The sequence below is a fragment of the Gordonia rhizosphera NBRC 16068 genome (assembly GCF_000298195.1).
In the GTDB taxonomy this organism is placed as follows: Bacteria; Actinomycetota; Actinomycetes; order Mycobacteriales; family Mycobacteriaceae; genus Gordonia; species Gordonia rhizosphera.
Map to the genome: position 1 here is coordinate 35,142 of NZ_BAHC01000018.1, position 19,287 is coordinate 54,428.

General features: G+C 69.0%; 10 protein-coding genes. 2 read left to right on the forward strand and 8 right to left on the reverse strand.

Features of this window, described 5'->3' with window-relative positions; all coding sequences use genetic code 11:
- Window positions 1-13 precede the first annotated feature (13 nt).
- The 3 genes from GORHZ_RS01490 to GORHZ_RS01500 all read right to left on the reverse strand — a co-directional run bounded on the left by GORHZ_RS01490 (window position 14) and on the right by GORHZ_RS01500 (window position 6,326).
- Complete coding sequence (locus GORHZ_RS01490) at window positions 14-811, reverse strand: DNA-formamidopyrimidine glycosylase family protein (RefSeq protein ID WP_006329662.1); 798 nt, start codon at window positions 809-811, stop codon at window positions 14-16.
- A 63-nt stretch (window positions 812-874) separates the two neighbouring features.
- Window positions 875-5,509 carry an ATP-dependent helicase gene (locus tag GORHZ_RS01495; protein WP_006329664.1) on the reverse strand — a complete coding sequence of 1,545 codons (4,635 nt, stop codon included), beginning with the start codon at window positions 5,507-5,509 and terminating at the stop codon, window positions 875-877.
- 115 nt (window positions 5,510-5,624) lie between these two features.
- Window positions 5,625-6,326: a (2Fe-2S)-binding protein gene (locus tag GORHZ_RS01500; protein WP_006329665.1), complete on the reverse strand. Its 702-nt coding sequence runs from the start codon at window positions 6,324-6,326 to the stop codon at window positions 5,625-5,627.
- A 107-nt stretch (window positions 6,327-6,433) separates the two neighbouring features.
- On the opposite strand from GORHZ_RS01500, the gene GORHZ_RS01505 reads away from it, so the two are divergent.
- A complete protein-coding gene (locus GORHZ_RS01505; protein WP_040529690.1) occupies window positions 6,434-7,657 on the forward strand; it encodes an acyl-CoA dehydrogenase family protein in 1,224 nt (407 codons plus the stop codon).
- Window positions 7,658-7,664: 7 nt separating this feature from the next.
- On the opposite strand, the gene GORHZ_RS01510 is transcribed toward GORHZ_RS01505, so the two are convergent.
- The 5 genes from GORHZ_RS01510 to GORHZ_RS01530 form a co-directional block, all read right to left on the reverse strand.
- Window positions 7,665-8,939 carry an Nramp family divalent metal transporter gene (locus GORHZ_RS01510; RefSeq protein ID WP_006329676.1) on the reverse strand — a complete coding sequence of 425 codons (1,275 nt, stop codon included), beginning with the start codon at window positions 8,937-8,939 and terminating at the stop codon, window positions 7,665-7,667.
- A 79-nt stretch (window positions 8,940-9,018) separates the two neighbouring features.
- Complete coding sequence (locus GORHZ_RS01515; protein ID WP_006329678.1) at window positions 9,019-11,838, reverse strand: molybdopterin-dependent oxidoreductase; 2,820 nt, start codon at window positions 11,836-11,838, stop codon at window positions 9,019-9,021.
- Window positions 11,835-12,653 carry an FAD binding domain-containing protein gene (locus tag GORHZ_RS01520; RefSeq protein WP_006329680.1) on the reverse strand — a complete coding sequence of 273 codons (819 nt, stop codon included), beginning with the start codon at window positions 12,651-12,653 and terminating at the stop codon, window positions 11,835-11,837. The genes GORHZ_RS01515 and GORHZ_RS01520 overlap by 4 nt, the downstream gene beginning before the upstream one ends.
- 10 nt (window positions 12,654-12,663) lie before the next feature.
- Window positions 12,664-14,022, reverse strand: coding sequence for an 8-oxoguanine deaminase (locus tag GORHZ_RS01525; protein ID WP_006329682.1), 1,359 nt, complete (start codon window positions 14,020-14,022; stop codon window positions 12,664-12,666).
- A 52-nt stretch (window positions 14,023-14,074) separates the two neighbouring features.
- Complete coding sequence (locus GORHZ_RS01530) at window positions 14,075-15,559, reverse strand: MFS transporter (protein ID WP_006329684.1); 1,485 nt, start codon at window positions 15,557-15,559, stop codon at window positions 14,075-14,077.
- A gap of 233 nt (window positions 15,560-15,792) precedes the next feature.
- On the opposite strand from GORHZ_RS01530, the gene GORHZ_RS01535 reads away from it, so the two are divergent.
- Window positions 15,793-19,218, forward strand: coding sequence for a pyruvate carboxylase (locus GORHZ_RS01535; protein WP_006329686.1), 3,426 nt, complete (start codon window positions 15,793-15,795; stop codon window positions 19,216-19,218).
- Window positions 19,219-19,287: the final 69 nt, after the last annotated feature.

Below are 19,287 nucleotides of genomic sequence, written 5' to 3' on the forward strand. Positions count from 1 at the left end.
CACGTGTTCGACTTCAGGTCTGGCAAACCGGACAGAAGTAGACGACGCGATCGCCGCCGATCGAGTTGAGTTCGCCTCGCTCGATCGGCGTTTGGCATCTGCGGCACGGTTGCCCTCGCCGTCCGTACACCCACAGACGCGCATTCGGCGCCGTGTTGCCGGTGGTCGTTCGCGCCGTACGAAGGCGATTCGCCCACAGCAGTCGGCGGCTGAGATCGACGGTGGCGGGCACGTCGACCGCGGCCACCGGACGGGTCGGCAGCATCCCCCCCAGAAAACAGATCTCGCTGCGATACACGTTGCCGATCCCGGCCAGCAGTCGTTGATCGAGGAGCGCGGTGCCGATGGGTTGATCGGGGAGCGACTCGAGTCGGTGTGCCGCTTCGGCCGGATCCCAGTCGTCGGCAAGTAGATCCGGACCCAGATACTCGAGTGCTGCATCCGGGTCGGTGAGCAGTTCGAGGATGCCGAGGTCGAATCCGACGGCCTCGTGTTCGTCTGTGCGCAGCACGACCCGCGCCTGATGCGCGGGCCGCCGCCAACGGCGGCCGATCGGTCCGATAACCCAGGCACCCTCCATCTTCAGATGTGAGTGGATGCTCACCGCACTGTCCGCCGCACGAGCGTCGTCGGGACCCTCCACGTCGATGAACAGGTGCTTGCCGCGGGAGCGGACCGTGCTGACGCGTCGACCGGTGAGGTCGACGGTGGCCAGACGTGGTACCCGGAAATCGGTGTGCCGCAACCGGCGTCCCGCCAGCGCGACGCGCAGTCGCGCCGCTGTGGCGAAGACCGTGTCACCCTCGGGCATGTGTCCGCCGCCCCTCGTGTCGCATCGTGCCGGTGTTCTCGAATCCGCTGCGCCTCAGACCGTTTATCCGTAGCGCAATCGGATTCCCCGCGGTGTGGTCGCGAAGCCGGCATCGACGAGGAGGCCGGCGAACTCGGTGCCCAGCACCGGCCTGCCGTCGACCTGGTCGATCATCAGCCGCGAGATCCGGCCGGAGCGAACGACATCGGCCAGCGCGCCCGCCGCAACCTCGAGGGACCGGGTCGAGTCGGTAAAGGTCAGCAGTGTCTTCCCGCCCCGCTCGACGAACACCGCCAGGGTGCCGTCGACCACGACGACGAGTGCGCCCGGCTTTCGTCCCGGTCGATGCCCGCCGTCGTCGTCGATCGGGCGTGGCCACTCCAGTGTCGCCCCATACGGGTTGGCCGGATCGGTGGCGGCGAGCACGAGGGCGTCCTCGGCGGCACGGCGGTCGAGTCCGTGGCGGCGGAGGTCGTCGACCGTGGCCGTGGATGCGAATTGCGCGCCACCGAGCCCGTCGACATAGTAGCCGCGCCGGACCTGACCGCTGTCCTCGAAGACGGTGAGCGCCTTGTAGATCCGGGCGAATCCGCCGAGAACGTTCTCACTGGCCACGCTGCCGCGGGTGATCACCCCGTAGCGGGCCAGGAGCTGTTCGCACAGCGCCTGTGTCGCCACGGTGGGATCGGTCTCGGTGCGTTCGAGGAGAAACCAGCGGCCGCTCGCGGTGGGCGCGACCGAGCGTCCGGCGCCGTGCTCGGCGAGGTAGCGCGTCGACAATCGTTGGGGGCGAAGGCGTGGGGCCCGTCCCCGCGTCCGGTGCGCCGGCGTCGATCGCGACGACGACGAGATGCGGCGGGGGGTGAGCAGGGCGCGGACCGGGGCGAACGAGTCGTTGCTGATCCGTCCGGCCCAGACCAGGTCCCACAGAGCCGTTTCCACGTCGGTGGCGGGTGGAGGTTCGCCGGCGCCGTCGCCGGCAGTGTCGACCAGTTGCGGGAACCGCAGGGCGCCGCCGGGCGCCAGGATCGTGGTGAGCCGGTCGTGCAGCGGGGTGGCGTCGATGTCGTCGGGGTCGGGCAGGGTCAGCGGCGCCACGTCGATCGGGTGCAGCGCGATCCAGCCGTCCGCTCCGCCGATGGGTCCGTGTCCGGACCAGATCACCTCACCGGAACTGAGCAGTTCGTCGAGCATCGCCGGCGTGTATCCGGCGACGCGGGACGGGAGAACCAGGGATTCCCATGCCGAGGCCGGTAGCGGGTACCCGGCGAGTTGGTCGATGACGGTGGCGACCCCGTCGACTCCGCTCAATCGGTCGTCGGGGGTGACATGCTGCCACGCCGCAAGGAAGCGGGTGAGGACTTCGGTGGGTACCGGCGCGATCTCGGTGCGGCTCGCCGCCAGCGAGCCACGCCGGATCTGACCGAGTACGTCGGCGTGACACCACTGGGTGGTGTGCCGCCCGGTGTCGGATCCGTCGGGTAGCAGGTCGTCGGGCAGGAAATCGCCCTCGACGATCCGCCGGTCGGCGGCGAGCCGGACCAGCGTGTCGCGAACGACCCCGGTGGCCATGCCGAGCGCGGATGCGGCGTCGGACACGGTGAACGGGCCGTGGGTGCGGGCGTAGCGGCCCACCAGATCGCCGACCGGATCTCCGACCGGTTCCAGGTAGGCGGCCGGAATCCCGAGCGGTGCGGGTACTCCCAACCCGTCGCGGAGTCGGGCGGTGTCATCGACGGCCGCCCACAGCGGCCGACCGTTGTGTTTGACGGAGATGATCTGACCGGTGCGGTGCAGCTCGGTCAGCACATCGACGGCGGCGTCGTCGCCGCGGTAGCGCGCCGACACGTCGGCGGTGGTGAGCGGCCCCAGCCAGCGCAGCAGGTCCACGACATCCTCATCGTCGCGGGCCTGCCGGTCCGGTGACAGCCGCTGCAGGCGGGCGGTCACCTCGGCGATGACCGCGGGATCGAGGAGTTCACGCAGATCCACCCGCCCGAGCAGCTGCGCGAGCAGGCTGGTGTCCAGCGACAGCGCCGCGGCGCGTCGTTCGGCCAGGGGCGCGTCGTCGGCGTACATGAACGCACCCACGTAGCCGAAGAGCATGGACGCCGCGAACGGGGAGGGGCTCTCGGTCTCGGTTTCGACCATCCGCACCCGACGCGTGCGCAGCCGCGTGAGGAGATCGGTGAGGGCGGGTAGGTCGTAGACGTCCTGCAGGCATTCGCGGACCGTCTCCAGGATGATCGGGAAGTCGGGGAATCGCGATGCGACCGAGAGCAATTGGGCGCTGCGCTGACGTTGCTGCCACAGCGGTGCGCGGCGTCCGGGATCACGACGCGGCAGCAGCAGGGCGCGCGCCGCGCATTCGCGGAACCGCGACGCGAACATCGACGAATCGGCCAGGGCGTCGGTGACGAGCTGTTCGATGTCGTCGGGGTCGATCACGAACACCGCGGCGCCGGGTGGGTCGTCGTCGGTGTCGGGGAGCCGCACGATGATGCCGTCGTCGGATGCCGTCGTCGCACCCTCGATGCCCAACGTCGCCAGCAGCCGGGCCGAGATCGCGCTGGCCCATGGCGCATGAACTCGTAAGCCATAGGGGGAGTGCAGGATCAACCGCCAGTCGCCGAGCTCGTCGCGAAATCTCTCGACGACGAGGGTGCGGTCGGTGGGCACGTGGCCGGTCGCCTCACGCTGTTCGGAGATGAGCGCCGCCAGGTTGTCTCGGGCGAATTCGGTGAGCCCCAGACGTTCCACGTGCGCGTCGAGTTTCTCCGGATCGGTCACTGTGCCGGTGAACTTGCCGATCGCGGCTCCGAGTTCGGCGGGCCGGCCGACGGTGTCGCCGATCCAGAACGGTAGGCGGCCGGGCTGGCCGGGTGCGGGGGAGACGAGGACCCGGTCGTGGGTGATGTCCTCGATCCGCCAGCTGGTCGCGCCGAGCGCGAACACGTCGCCGATCCGCGACTCGTAGACCATTTCCTCGTCGAGTTCGCCTACGCGGGTGGATTTTTCGCCCCGACCACGGCCCGTCCCGACCATGAACACCCCGAACAGGCCACGGTCGGGGATGGAGCCGCCGGAGGTGACGGCGAGGCGTTGCGCGCCCCGACGACCGGCCAGCGTGCCGTTCTCGCGGTCCCAGGTGACACGCGGCCGGAGTTCGGCGAACTCGTCGGACGGGAAGCGTCCGGAGATCAGATCGAGGGTCGCCTCGAACACCTGTCGGCCGAGCTCGCGATATGGTGCGGCCCGGCGAACCACGTCGAACCAGTGATCGACGTCGAGATCGTCGATCGCGGCGGCGGCGATGGTCTGCTGAGCCAGGATGTCGAGGGGATTGCGCGGGACGCGCAGTTCCTCGATCGCTCCGTCGAGCATGCGCTCGACGGTCACCGTGCAGTGAATGAGGTCGGTGCGGTGTTTGGGGTAGAGGACGCCCTGGGAGATCTCGCCGACCTGGTGTCCGGCGCGGCCGATGCGTTGCAGACCGCTGGCCACCGACGGCGGGGCCTCCACCTGCACGACGAGATCGACTGCGCCCATGTCGATGCCGAGTTCGAGCGAACTGGTCGCCACCACACAGGCGAGCCGGCCGGCCTTGAGGTCGTCCTCGATCCGCGCGCGTTGTTCCTTGCTCACCGAACCGTGATGCGCCCGCGCCAGTATCGCTTCCGCACCGGCGGATTTGCCGCTGGCCATCACAAAGGCCGGGGCACCGCCGGCGACCGTGGGGTTGAGACGGTCGGGGTCGGCGGGCCGCCCGAGTCGTTGTCCGTGGATTTCGTTGAGCCTGGCGGTCAATCGCTCGGCGAGGCGGCGCGAGTTGGCGAACACGATGGTCGCGCGGTTCTTCTCTATCAGGTCGACGATCGACGACTCCACGTACGGCCACAGCGACCCGGCGGTGGGCGAGAACGCGTCGTCGAGTTCGTCGGCGTGGTCAGGTGCGGGGATGTTGGCCATGTCGGCGACCGGGACGTCGACGCGCAGGTCGAAGGTCTTCGCGGCAGGCGGCTTGACGATCCGGGACGGCGCCGAACCGCTCAGGAATCCCGCGACCACCTCGGGTGGGCGCACCGTCGCGGACAGCCCGATGCGCTGGGCGGGCTTGTCGAGGAGTTCGTCGAGCCGCTCGAGGGTCAACGCCAGATGGGTGCCGCGTTTGGTGGCGGCGACGGCGTGCACCTCGTCGACGATCACGGTGTGTACGTCGGCGAGGGTCTCCCGCGCCGCCGAGGTCAGCATCAGATAGAGCGACTCCGGGGTGGTGATGAGGATGTCGGGCGGCGTCTTGACCAGGGCCCGTCGCTGCGCCGGGGAGGTGTCGCCGGAGCGGACCCCGACGGTGATGTTCGGCTCGGGCAGGTTCAGCTCCTGCGCGGCGCGGGTGATGCCGGTCAGCGGGGCGCGCAGGTTGCGTTCGACGTCGACGGCCAGCGCCTTGAGCGGGGACACGTAGACCACGCGGGTGCCGTGGCGGCGGTCGGGGTCGGCGGCCAGCCGGTCGAGAGCCCACAGGAACGCCGAGAGTGTCTTGCCGGAGCCGGTCGGGGCGATGACCAGGGTGTTGTCTCCGTCGGCGATTGAGGACCAGGCGCCGGTCTGCGCGGCTGTCGGCTCGTGGAAGGCACCCGAGAACCACCGCCGGGTGGGGGCGGTGAAACGTTCGAGGACCGGGGCCGGGCGCGCCACACTGCCATCATCCCTCACCGCTCCGACAAGCCGCGTTGTACATCGCAGCACACCGGCGTTGTCGGGTATTTTTCGCCCGCATCGTCATCGAGCCGCAGGTCGCCGAGGCGACCGACTACGAAGAAGACTGCTCGCACGCCGAGGTGCTGCTCTGCAGGACGCAGTCCCCACACACAGCGGTGCGGTCGCCGGTCACCCGGTAGATCAAGCAGCAACTGCGCCTTCGGAACTCCGGCCCCGATCGCAGCGCACCGGATTCGACGTCGGGTTCGGCCAGGATCTCGTCGGCGGCGGCGTGGGCACCCGGTGACAGCTCGGGGCGGGCGGCTGCGACGAGACGGGCCGCGCTGTTGGCGGCGGACGCGACGTTGCCGGACAGTACGTGACCACTGACCGCGAACCTCCGGGAGAACGCGGCGGTGAGCGCCACCACCGCAGAACCGGCCCAGGGGTCGCGCTCGTCGACGAACACCACCGACAACGGGTACGGTCCGCCGAGCTGATCCTGCCACCACAGATCTTCGGCACGCCACGACATCGGCCTGTGCCGCAACGCGATCGACGCGATCCGTGGGGCCACGACGCGGGCGACGAGGCCGAGATGCGCGACCGAGGCGGCGACGCGCTCCTCGACCTGTCCGGACTCGGTGCCTGCGGCGAGCGCGCTGCGAACGTTGCTGACCCGGGCGTCCAGAGCCGCATCGGTCAGCAGGTCAGAAAATGACTCCCACGGGGAGTTTCGGATCTCGCCACGACGATGGGTGTCGACCGCGAAGAACGGACCCAGCCCGGCGAGGTCCTTCTCGATCGTCACCACCCCGAAGAAGATACAGGATCTCTGTTTCGTACCTTTACAACCCGAGGGACTGCTGACACAGTATTCACCAACGATGTAGAACGTGTTCTGATCCCGGGGAGTGTGTGATGTTCGAGTGGTCCGACGAAGACCTGATGGTCCGAGATGCGTTGCGGCAGTTCATCGACAAGGAGATCCGCCCGCATATCGACGAGCTCGAGAGCGGTCAGCTGCCGCCGTATGACATCACCCGCAAGCTGCTCAGAACCTTCGGTGTCGATGCGCTGGCCTCCGATGCCCTGGAGAAGGAACTCGAGGCGGAGGCAAGCGGAACGAAGCCGTCGGGCGGCGGTGGTGGCGGCATGTCCGGGTCGATGTTCATGATCGTCAACATCGAACTGGCCGGGGTCTGCCTCGGTCTCGTCGGGTCGATGGGGGTCAGCATGGGGCTGACCGCCTCGACGATCCGCGGCAAGGGCACCCTCGCGCAGAAGAAGCGCTGGCTGCCGGAGCTCGTGACCATGGAGAAGGTGGGGGCCTGGGCGATCACCGAACCGGACTCGGGCTCGGACGCCCTCGGCGGCATGAAGACCACCGTGCGCCGCGACGGCGACGACTACCTCCTCAACGGTCAGAAGACCTTCATCACCAACGGCCCGTACGCCGACACCATCGTCGTGTTCGCCAAGCTCGACGACGGTTCCGACACGCCGATGCGTGACCGCAAGGTGCTCTCGTTCGTGCTGGACAAGGGGATGCCCGGGCTGACGCAGGGCAAACCGTTCAAGAAGATGGGCATGATGAGCTCGCCGACGGGCGAGTTGTTCTTCGACAACGTGCGCCTGGGCAAAGACCGTCTGCTCGGCGAGACCGAGGACACCGGCGAGGACGCGCGCGGCTCCGAGGGTGCCAAGGCAGGGTTCACCGCCGAGCGGGTCGGCATCGCGGCGCTGTCGCTCGGCATCATCAACGAGGCGCAGCGGCTGTCCATCGAGTACGCGAAGACCCGCATGTTGTGGGGGCAGGAGATCGGCCAGTTCCAGCTCATCCAGCTCAAGCTCGCCGAGATGGAGGTCGCCCGGATCAACGTGCAGAACATGCTGTTCAGCGCGATCGAGCGGGGTCAGGCCGGCAAGCCGCTCAGTCTCGCGGAGGCCTCGGCGATGAAGCTCTACTCATCCCGCGCCGCCACCGAGGTCGCGATGGAGGCGGTCCAGCTGTTCGGTGGTAACGGCTACATGGCCGAGTACCGGGTCGAACAACTCGCCCGCGACGCGAAGTCGTTGATGATCTACGCCGGCAGCAACGAGATCCAGGTGACGCACGTGGCGAAGGGGTTGCTGCGGGGGTGACTCGCGGTCAGGTGCCGGTGAAGATCAGGCCGATCAGCGTGATGTTGAGGACGACGATCAGCACCGATGCGACACCGGCGCCGACCCGCAGCGGCCACCCGTCGGCGAGATCACCCATCAGCGAGCGGTCGGAGGTGTACCGCGCGAGCGGGATGACCGCGAACGGGATGCCGAAGCTCAGTACGACCTGACTGATCACCAGCGCCCAGGTGGGATCCACGCCGAGTCCCAGGACGACGAGCGCCGGGATGATCGTCACGACGCGTCGGATCAGCAAGGGGATGCGAAGGCGCAGCAGGCCGCCCATGATCGCGGCGCCGGCCGTCGATCCGACGGAGGTGGCGGCCAGGCCGCTGGCGAGCAGTCCGATCGCGAATGCGGTCGCCATCACCGGGCCCATGGCGTCGGCGACGGCGTGATAGGCGCCCTCGATGGTGTCGGTGCCCTCCTTGCCGCGGAGATTCTGCGCTGCGAGTAGCAGCAGCGCGATGTTGACCGCTCCGGCGACGGCGAGCGCGATGCCCACGTCCCAGCGCGTCACGCGCACGAGCCACCGTTTGCGGGACTCGGTGTCGGCCACGCCGTGGCGGTCGATGACCAGCGACGAGTGGACGTAGATGGCGTGCGGCATGACCGTCGCGCCGAGCATGCTCGCGGCCAGCAGGATCGTCTCGCTGCCCTGCAGACGGGGTACCAGACCGCCGAGCACGTCACCGGCGGGCGGCGGGTTGACCACGAGGCCGGCCAGGAAGCCGATGACGATGATGGCGAGCAGGCCCAGGATCACGCGCTCGAAGATGCGTTGCTGCTGGGGGTTCTGCAGCAGCAGGAGCAGCAGCGACACCACCCCGACGATGACCCCGCCGAGGACCAGGGGGAGATCGAACAGCAGTTGCAGGGCGATGGCGCCGCCGAGGACCTCCGCGAGGTCGGTGGCGATGGCGACCACTTCGGCCTGCGCCCAGAATGCCAGGCGTGAGCGACGGCCGAGGCGCTCGCCGAGCAGGCCGGGCAGGCTGCGGCCGGTCACGATGCCGAGTTTGGCCGACTGATACTGGATCAGCATCGCGATGAGGTTCGCCAGTACCAGTACCCAGACGAGCAGGAAACCGTAGCGGGCACCCGCGGTGATGTTCGCGGCGACGTTGCCGGGGTCGACGTAGGCGATGGCGGCCACGAACGCGGGTCCGAGCAGCACGGCATTGCGGAGCGCGCCCCGCCGGTTCCGGAACGGGGACTTGGTGCCCTCGGTGTCGCTGCTACGTGTGCCGACCACGGTCATCGGCCCAATCTGACACAGAGCGCGCAATGTTTCAAGCGGCTCGAATAAAAAAGTTCGGCTGTCCGAAATATCGGAACATTCATTGCATCAGTCGCCAGACTCGATCACGGGACATCGGCAGCTCGTACGGCCGGACGCCGATGGCACGCCGGATCGCGTTCGCGAGCGCGGGAGCCACCGGGTTGTACGGCGATTCGCTCATCGACTTGGCGCCAAACGGGCCGAGTTCGTCGGAAGTGTCGGCGAAGTAGACCTCGGTCGTGGGGATGTCCGCCATCTGCGGCACCCGATAGGCACGCAGCACCGGGGTCTGAGGCACCCCGTCGTCGAGCATGATCTCCTCGTACAGCGACGACCCGATCGCTTGCGCGACCCCGCCCTCGATCTGACCGAGACATTGCTGGGGATTCATCACCACGCCCGCGTCGGCGGCCTGCACCGACTGCAGGATGACCACCGCGCCGGTCTCGGTGTTCACCGCGACCCGGAAGGCGTGGACGTTGAAGGCGATGGATCGCAGGTCGCCGTTCTCGACGCCGGCGGCCACGACACGGTCACCGTCGCGATCGGTCGTGGGCGCGGCATCGACCATCTCCCCGAAGGTGACCACCCGGTCCCCGACGAAGTAGCCGTCGCGGCCGGGCGCGACGCGGTCGGGTTCGACGTCGGCGACGCTCGCGGCCGTTCCGGTCAGCTTCTCGCGCAGTGAGACGCACGCGGCGTGCAGGGCCTTGCCGGCGACGGTGATGCCGGCCGAGGCGAAGGCGCCGGTGTCGTGTTCGGAGGCGTCGGTGTCCCCGTGGTGCAGACGTATCCGGTCCACGGTCGTCTGCAGGGCGGTGGCGGCGATCTGGGTGTGCACCGTGGTGGTGCCGTTACCGAACTCGGCGGTGCCGATGCCCACGTCGTAGATGCCGTCGGCGCCGACCGACACCCGGCAGTGCGAGATGTGGCCGCGCGGCGCCATCGTCGCGATCGCGGCCAGTGCCATGCCCTCGCCGGTGCGCCAGGCCGGGCCGTCGGGTGCGGTGACGCCATTGCCGGCGTCGAGCGCCTGCTGCGCTAGGTCGAGGCACTGATCGAGGCCATAGCTGCCGTAGACGAGGTCGGCCTCGGGTTCGGGGTGGGCGATGAGCAGGGGGTCGCCGTCGGCGACCGCGTTGATGCGGCGCAGTTCGAACGGGTCGATGTCGAGGGCGACGGCGAGTTCGTCGAGCGCACACTCGATCGCGAAGATCACCTGGCCCAGGCCGTAGCCGCGGAAGGCCCCCGACGGCGGGTTGTTGGTGTAGACGACCTCGGCATCGACGCGTTTGGTGGGGCAGTTGTAGACAGACACCGATTCCGCGCAGGCGTGGAACATCACGCCGATCGCATGGTTGCCGTAGGCGCCGGTGTCGGACAGGACGTCGATCTTCAGGGCCGTCAGCCGGCCGTCGTCGTCGGCGCCGAGGTTCACGGCCACCCGGAACGGATGGCGGTAGGTCGTGCGGGTCATCTCGTCGGTGCGGGTCATCTCGTAGGCGCACGGTTTCCCGGTGCGCAACACGGCGACCGCGACGAGGTCCTCGGTGAGCAACTCCTGCTTGCCGCCGAAGCCGCCGCCCACCCGGGCGCTGTACACGCGGATGCGGTCGGGCGGCAGGTCGAGGATGTGGGCGAGTTCGTCACGCACCAGGAACGGCACCTGGGTGCTGGTGCGGATCACCAGGCGGCCGTCGTCGTCGAGGCTGCCGATGGCGCCGTGGGTTTCGAGCTGTGCGTGGGAGACGCGGGCGGTGGTCCATGTCCCGGAGACCGTGACCGCCGCATCGGCCAGCGCCGCGTCGACGTCGCCGCCGAAACCGCTGTGGAAGTCGGCGATCACGTTCTTCCCGGCGTGCGCCACCCGGTCCGCGGGGGCCAGATCGGGGTGGATCAGCGGCGCGCCGGGAGTGCGCGCCTCCTCCGGATCAAAGACGGCCGGCAGCGGTTCGTAGGTGACGTCGATGAGGCGACAGGCCTCCTCGGCCGCGGCGGGCGTGGTGGCGACGACGGCGGCGACGCGTTGCCCGACGAACCGCACGACCGAGTCGAGGATGCGGGTGTCGTCGGGGTCGTCCTCGCGGTGTTCGTGCCGGGCGGTGGAGAACCTTGTGGCCGGAACGTTCTCGTGCGTGAGGATCAGCTCGACGCCGTCGACCGCGGCGGCCGCGGCCGTGTCGATCGCGACGATGCGTGCGTGTGCATGCGGTGAGTGAAGCACGCGGAGATAGGTGAGGCCGTCGATGGGGGTGTCGAAGGTGTACGGCTCACAGCCGGTGACGACGCGCCGCGCCGCGGGGGGAGCGACGGCGCAGCCCACGACTCCCGGGATTCCGTCGGGGCCATTCTGGGTGCTGTCGGCGAGTTTTGGGGTGCTGTCGGCAGGATTCAGGGTGCTGTCGGCGAGTTTTGGGGTGCCGTCGGCGGGATTCGGGGTGCTGTCGGCGGTGAGGCCCTGGGTGATGGCATCGCGGATGGCGCGGTATCCCGTGCAGCGGCACAGGTTTCCCTTCATCCGGCGTGGCAGGTCGTCGAGATCCTCGGGGCCGAGGGTGGAGGCGGTGACAACCATACCTGCGGTGCAGAAGCCGCACTGGAATGCGAAGTTGTCGACGAACGCCTGCTGCATCGGGTGCAGGTCGTCAGGGGTGCCCAGGCCGGCGACGGTGGTCACATCATGTCCGTCGATGCGCTGGGCCGGGTAGATGCAGGAGTGGACGGGGGTGCCGTCGACGAGGACCGAGCAGGCGCCGCAGTCGCCGGCGTCGCACCCCTTCTTCACCTCGAAGTGGGCGAGGTCGCGCAGCAGGGTGCGCAGGCACTGTCCGGGTCGGGGCGTGTGCTCGTAGTCCGCGTCGTTGATCGAGAACTTCATCGGACGTCACCGCCGGTGAGTTCGGTCCGGATCTGTTCTGCCAGAACCGCCGACACCCCGCGCCGCCAGTCGGCGGCACCGAGCGGGTCGGTGTAGTAGCCGTCGGAGGCGGTCACATCTCGTCGTAGGGTGGCCGGGTCGGGCAGGGTCGGATAGCGCAGCATCGTCGGACGGAGAGTGGCCGCGGTGATGCCGACGACGGTCGAACCGTCCTCGTCGACCCGCCCGGTGACGACGGCGCCGGATCGGCCGAGTTCGGCCAGGGCGATCTTGCGCATCGCCGTGCGCGCCCGCATCGACGTCCCCGGGATGTCGACCGCGCGCAGCACCTCACCCGGGGCGAGGGAATTGGTGCCGTTGCCGGTGATCAACTCCGCCACCGGGATTCGACGGTCGGTGCCGTCGGGGCACCAGATGACGGCGATGCCGTCGAGGCCGGCGGTCAGCGAGACCATCGCGGCGGCCGCGAACGACCGGCAGATGTTGCCCCCCACCGTCGCGACGTGCCAGATCTTGAACGAGGCGAGCAGCGCGTTCGCGCACGCGGGAAACAGCGGCTGGGCACGCCACGGTGGACGTGGTGCGAGAGCGGCGAGTTCGGCGATGGTGCAGGTGGCGCCGATGCGCAGGCCGTCGTCGGGCAGATCCTCGAGTGCGGGCCAGTCCAGGGCGGTCAGGTCGACGACACCGTCGGCGTCGACCTGCGGTTCGGAGAAGAACCAGGTGCCGCCGGCGACGAACCGTTCGCCCGGCGCGAGGGTGAGGTTGTCGCGGGTGCGGGCGTGTCGGTAGCCGACGATCGTGTTGAGGTCCACCGTCCCAGTCCTATCCGGCCTTGGCGATCAGACGCCGGTGTTCGCGCGCGACATCGGCCGCGACGATGTCCGCATCGACGGTGCGCATCTCGCCGTCGGCGATGATGCGGCGACCGTTGACCCAGCTCGCCGCGACCGGCGGGATCGCGCCCAGTACGAGGGCCGCGACCGGATCGTCGATGCCGCTGTGGGCGACCGACGACAGGTCCCAGAGCACGAGGTCGGCGAGCTTGCCGACCTCGATGGACCCGGTGTCGGCGGCGCGGCCGAGTACCCGGGCACCCCCGATGGTCGCCAACTCGATCGCGGTTCGGGTGGTCAGGGCGGTCGGCCCGCCGCGGGCCCGCGCCATGAGGACTGCCTGATGGGCTTCCTCGAGAAGCCGGCAGGACTCGTTCGACGCGGCGCCGTCGACGCCGAGGCCGACCGGCACGCCGGCGTCCACCAGATCGCGGGTGCGGCAGATCCGGTTTCCCAGCCGGGCATTGGAGGTCGGACAGTGCGCGACGCCGGTCGAGGTCGCGGCCAGACGCGAGATCTCGTCGTCGTCGAACTCGATTCCGTGCGCGAACCACACATCGTCGCCGACCCAGCCCACCGACTCCATGTACTGCAACGGGGTACAGCCGAAATGCTCGTCGCAGTAGGTGTTCTCGTCGAGCGACTCGGCAAGATGGGTGTGCATCCGCACCCCGAGTTCGCGTGCCAGGACCGCGGATTCCCGGAGCAGGTCGGTGGTGACCGAGAACGGCGAGCAGGGGGCGAGCGCGATCCGCAGCATCGAGTCCGGTGCGGCGTCGTGCCACCGCGACACCGCATCGGCGCTCGCGGACAGGATCTCGTCGATCGGCTGGACGACCGAATCCGGTGGCAGTCCGCCGTCCTTCTCGGACAGGTCCATCGAACCGCGCGTCGGGTGGAAACGCAGCCCGATGGTCCGCGCCGCGTCGATCTCCGCCCCGAGGAGGTCACCGCCCTCGGCCGGGAAGACGTAATGGTGATCGGTGGTCGTGGTGCACCCGGACAGCGCCAGTTGGGTCAAACCCCCGAGCGCCGCGGTGCGGACCGCGTCCTCGTCGATGCCCGCCCAGATCGGGTACAGCGTGGTGAGCCATTCGAACAGGGTGTGGTCGGCGGCCAGGCCACGGGTGATCCACTGATAGAGGTGATGGTGAGTGTTGACCAGACCCGGCGTCAGCACGCATCCGGAGCCGTCGACCCGGAGTGCGTCGGCGGGGAGGGTGCCCGGACTCTCGCCAATCGCGACGATGCGCGAGCCTTCGATCAGCACCGATGCAGCGGAGAGCTCGCGGCGCGCTTGGTCGACGGTGATGACGTGCGCGTTCTCGATCAGAGTCAGGGGGGACACCCGGTCACGCTACGACGATCCCGCTGTCGTCGCATGTCGGGGCGCGGCGGGGTCAGATGTCTTCGACGGCCATCGGGTGTGGCGACGGGATCGACAGCGCGATCACCGTTGCCACCACGCAGGCGACCAACGAGAACACCGAGGCCCACAGGTAGCCCGTCTCGGAGGGGACTTCGACCGGCGCACCTCCGTCACCGGTGACGGTGATCATCGAGGCCGTGAGGATCATGCCGACGACCGCCGCCGACAAGGAGGTTCCGACGACCCGCATCAGCGCGTTGACGCCGTTGGCCTCACCGGTCTGCTCGACCCGGACCGCGCGCATGATCAGCGCCGGCATCGCCGAGTACGCGATACCCAGCCCGGCACCGATGAGCGACGCGACGGCCATCATCAGCCACCAGGTCACCTCGAACGGGCCGGCGATCGTCACGATGAACACGATGTAGCCGATCCCCAGGACGACGGCGCCGACCGCCAGCGAGACCCGCGGCCCGAACGCGGCGGTCATTCGCGCACTGATATTGGAGAAGACGAACATGACCAGTCCGCTCGGCGTCAGGATCAGGGCCGCGCCGAGCATGTCCATCCCGAGACCGTCCTGGCTGGAGGTCGGTGCCATCAGCAGTTGGATCGGGATGAGCTGCATCGAGTAGAACGCGAATCCGACGGTGACGGATGCGATATTGGTCAAGAGCACCGGTCGTTCGGCCGCCACGGCGAGGTCGATGAGCGCGTTGGTGTGTCGGCGTTCGTGCAGCGCCCATCCGATGGCCACCACAACGAATGCGGCAAAGAGACCCAGGGTGAGTGGACTGTCCCAACCCCAGGTGGCGCCCTTCGACAGTGGGAGCAGCAGGCAGGTCAGCATCGCCGCAAGACCGATCGCGCCGAGGGTGTCGAAGCGCCCGCCGGTCCGGGTTGGACTCGAGGGGACGGTGAGGGCGATCCCGATCCCGCCGATCAGGGCGGCGGCGGCGCATGCCCAGAACAACGCGTGCCAGCTGACGTGCTGGGCGATCGCCGCGGCGAACGGCAACCCGAGTGCGCCGCCGATCCCGAGCGACGCGCTCATTGTGCCGACCGAGGCGCCGAGGTGCCGGGGCGGCACGATGTCGCGCATCACGCTGATCCCGAGCGCGATGGTGCCGAAGCCGAGGCCCTGCAGAGCGCGGCCGACGAGAAACGGCGCCAGCGACGTGGACATCGCGGAGACGACCGAACCCGCGGCGACCATCCCCATGCTCGACACGAGCATCAGTCGTTTGCCGTACATGTCGCCGAGCCGGCCGCCGATGGGCGTGATCACCGCGCCCATCAGCAGGGTGATGGTGAGCGCCCACGATGTGTTCGCCGGTGCGGCATCCAGCAGGCTCGGGAGTTGCGGGATCAGCGGCACGATGATCGTCTGCATCAGCGCCACGACGATGCCGGCGGCGCACAGGACGGTGACCGCGAGGCGCGGATGATCGTCCGCGACGGCGTGGTCAGACGGCCGGTCTGGCGTTGATTCCTCCGGTCGCTGAATCGCACTCACGGATATGCACCTCCGCGGCCACGCTACCCCGCACCGGGACCTACCGATCGTTCGGGTTGCAAAAGACCTGGAGAACTTGGGTGCGGGGGTGATCGGAGTGACCGGGCACACATATCATGGACAGGTCACGGTGATCATCGTGATCCGTCCGCCGAGCCGGAACACCGGCTTGCCACGACGCGGGCTGTGCAAACCTGACGAGTGTGTACCCGCACCCGACGAGAGAGAGTCCCTTGTTCGAGAAAGTCCTGGTTGCCAACCGCGGTGAGATCGCGATCCGCGCCTTTCGCGCCGCCTATGAACTCGGTGCGCGGACTGTTGCGATTTTTCCGTATGAGGATCGGAATTCGGTTCACCGGCTGAAGGCTGATGAGTCCTATCAGATCGGCAATCCGGGTCATCCGGTGCGCGCGTATCTGTCCGTCGACGAGGTGGTGGGTGCGGCGCTGCGCTGTGGTGCGGACGCGATCTACCCCGGTTACGGCTTCCTGTCGGAGAATCAGGGGCTGGCCGCGGCGTGTGCCGAGCATGGCATCACCTTCGTGGGGCCCTCGGCCGATGTCCTGGAATTGACCGGGAACAAGGCGACGGCGGTGGCGGCGGCGAAGGCGGCGGGTCTGCCGGTGCTGGCGTCCTCGGAGCCGTCGGCCGATGTCGACGAGCTGGTCGCGGCGGCCGAACAGATGCAGTTCCCGGTGTTCGTCAAGGCGGTCGCCGGGGGCGGCGGGCGCGGGATGCGGCGGGTGGAGACGCTCGCCGATCTCGCCGAGGCGGTCGCGGCCGCCTCGCGCGAGGCCGACGCGGCGTTCGGGGATCCGACGGTGTTCCTGGAGCAGGCGGTGGTCAACCCGCGCCATATCGAGGTGCAGATCCTCGCCGACACCCACGGCAACGTGATCCACCTGTTCGAGCGGGACTGCAGCGTGCAGCGCCGCCATCAGAAGGTGGTGGAGTTGGCGCCGGCGCCGAATCTGTCGCCGGAGTTGCGGGAGAAGATCTGCAACGACGCGGTCGCCTTCGCCCGGCACATCGGCTACACCTGTGCGGGCACGGTGGAGTTCCTGCTCGACGAGTCCGCCGCCGGGAGCGCAGCGAGCGGGGCGAATGCATCCAGCCCGTACGTGTTCATCGAGATGAATCCGCGCATCCAGGTCGAGCACACGGTGACCGAGGAGATCACCGATGTCGACCTGGTGGGGGCGCAGATGCGGATCGCCGCGGGTGAGGCATTGCCGGATCTGGGGCTGGTGCAGGAGCGGATCGCCATCCGGGGTGCGGCGTTGCAGTGCCGGATCACCACCGAGGATCCGGCCAACGGGTTCCGTCCCGACGTCGGGCGGATCACCGCCTACCGCAGCCCGGGTGGTGCGGGGGTGCGGTTGGACGGCGGCGCGGTGCTGGGTGCCGAGATCACCGGGCACTTCGACTCGATGCTGGTCAAATTGACGTGTCGGGGACGGGATTTCGCGACCGCGGTGGCCCGCGCCCGCCGCGCGGTGGCCGAGTTCCGGATTCGAGGCGTGGCCACCAACATCCCGTTTTTGCAGGCGGTGCTCGACGACCCGGATTTCCGCGCCGGGCGGGTCACCACCTCGTTCATCGAGGAGCGACCGTGGCTGTTGACCTCACGCAGCTCGGCCGACCGCGGCACCAAGATCCTCACCTATCTGGCCGACGTCACGGTCAACAAGCCGCATGGCGAGCGACCGACGACGATCTACCCGCGCGACAAGTTCCCCACCGTCGACAAGGCGGTGCTGGCCCACCCGGCCGACGGGTCGCGTCAGCGGCTGCTGAAGCTTGGTCCGGAGGGGTTCGCGGCGGATCTGCGTGACTCCAAGCGTCTCGGCGTCACCGACACCACCTTCCGCGACGCGCATCAGTCGCTGCTGGCGACGCGGTTGCGCACCAGTGGTCTGCTGGCGGTGGCGCCGTATGTGGCGGCGTTGACCCCGCAGTTGTTGTCCATCGAGTGCTGGGGCGGGGCCACCTACGATGTGGCGTTGCGGTTCCTCAAGGAGGATCCGTGGGACCGGCTGGCGCAGCTGCGTGAGGCGATCCCGAACATCTGTCTGCAGATGTTGCTGCGCGGGGCGAACACGGTCGGCTACACCCCGTACCCGACCAAGGTGACCACCGCGTTCGTCGACGAGGCCGCGCGCACCGGGATCGACATCTTCCGCATCTTCGACGCCCTCAACAACGTCGATCAGATGCGCCCGGCCATCGACGCGGTCCGCGAGACCGGCACCGCGGTCGCCGAGGTCGCGATGTCCTACACCGGCGACCTGGCGAACCCGGCCGAGGACCTCTACACCCTCGACTACTACCTGCGGCTGGCCGAACAGATCGTCGAGGCCGGCGCACACGTGCTGGCGATCAAGGACATGGCCGGACTGCTGCGCGCCCCGGCCGCCACGACGCTGGTGTCGGCGTTGGTCACCGAGTTCGACCTGCCGGTGCATGTGCACACCCACGACACCCCGGGCGGGCAGCTGGCCACCTATCTGGCCGCGTGGCAGGCCGGTGCGTCGGCGGTGGACGGGGCGAGTGCGTCGATGGCGGGCACCACCAGCCAGCCCGCGTTGTCGGCGATCGTGGCCGCGGCCGCGCACACCGAGCGCGACAGCGGCCTGGACCTGGCCGCGGTCTGCGATCTCGAACCGTATTGGGAGGCGCTGCGCAAGGTGTATGCGCCGTTCGAATCCGGGCTGCCCTCCCCGACCGGGCGCGTGTACACCCACGAGATCCCGGGCGGGCAGCTGTCGAACCTGCGACAGCAGGCCATGGCACTCGGCCTGGGCAACCGGTTCGAGGCGGTCGAGGAGGCCTACGCGGCCGCCGACCGCATGCTGGGCCGGCTGATCAAGGTCACCCCGTCCTCGAAGGTCGTCGGTGACCTCGCCCTGGCCCTGGTCGGACGCGGCATCACCGCCGAGGAGTTCGCCGCCGACCCGTCGTCCTACGACATCCCCGACTCGGTCATCGGGTTCCTGCGCGGTGAACTCGGCGACCCCGCCGGCGGCTGGCCGGAGCCGCTGCGCAGCATCGCGCTGAAGGGGCGCGGCGAGGCGCCGCCGCCGGCGACGCTGACCGACGCCGAGTCCGAAGCGCTCGACGAACCGGGTGTGGCACGCCAGCAGACGTTGAACCGGCTGTTGTTCCCCGGGCCGACCGACGAGTACGAGAAGCACTTCGAGCTCTACGGCGACACCTCACGGCTGTCGGCCAACCAGTTCTTCTACGGGCTGCGCTACGGCGAGGAGCACCGCGTCGTGCTGGAGCCGGGTGTGGACCTGCTGATCGGGCTCGAGGCCATCAGTGACGCCGACGAGAAGGGCATGCGCACCGTCATGTGCGTGCTCAACGGGCAGCTACGTCCGGTCGCGGTGCGCGACCGGACGGTCGACTCCGCCGTCGAGGCCGCCGAACGCGCCGACCGCTCCAACCCCCACCACGTCGGGGCGCCCTTCGCCGGGGTCGTGTCCCTGTCGGTCGACGTCGGCGACGAGATCGCCGCCGGCGCCGCCATCGGCACCATCGAGGCCATGAAGATGGAGGCCACCATCACCGCCCCCATCGGCGGCAAGGTCGCCCGCGTCGCCATCGGCCCCGTCACCACCGTCGCACCCGGCGACCTCCTCATCGAGATCGGGTAGGGAGATCGGGTAGGGAGCGGCTGGCACACACAGAACTCGCGCTTGCACACGAAGTTTCGTGTGTAAGCG

Bases quoted from the DNA above. Each gene is read 5' to 3' on its own strand.
- GORHZ_RS01490 (WP_006329662.1), bottom strand. From the start codon at position 811: ATGCCCGAGGGTGACACGGTCTTCGCCACAGCGGCGCGACTGCGCGTC.
- GORHZ_RS01505 (WP_040529690.1), top strand. From the start codon at position 6,434: ATGTTCGAGTGGTCCGACGAAGACCTGATGGTCCGAGATGCGTTGCGG.
- GORHZ_RS01510 (WP_006329676.1), bottom strand. From the start codon at position 8,939: ATGACCGTGGTCGGCACACGTAGCAGCGACACCGAGGGCACCAAGTCC.
- GORHZ_RS01515 (WP_006329678.1), bottom strand. From the start codon at position 11,838: ATGAAGTTCTCGATCAACGACGCGGACTACGAGCACACGCCCCGACCC.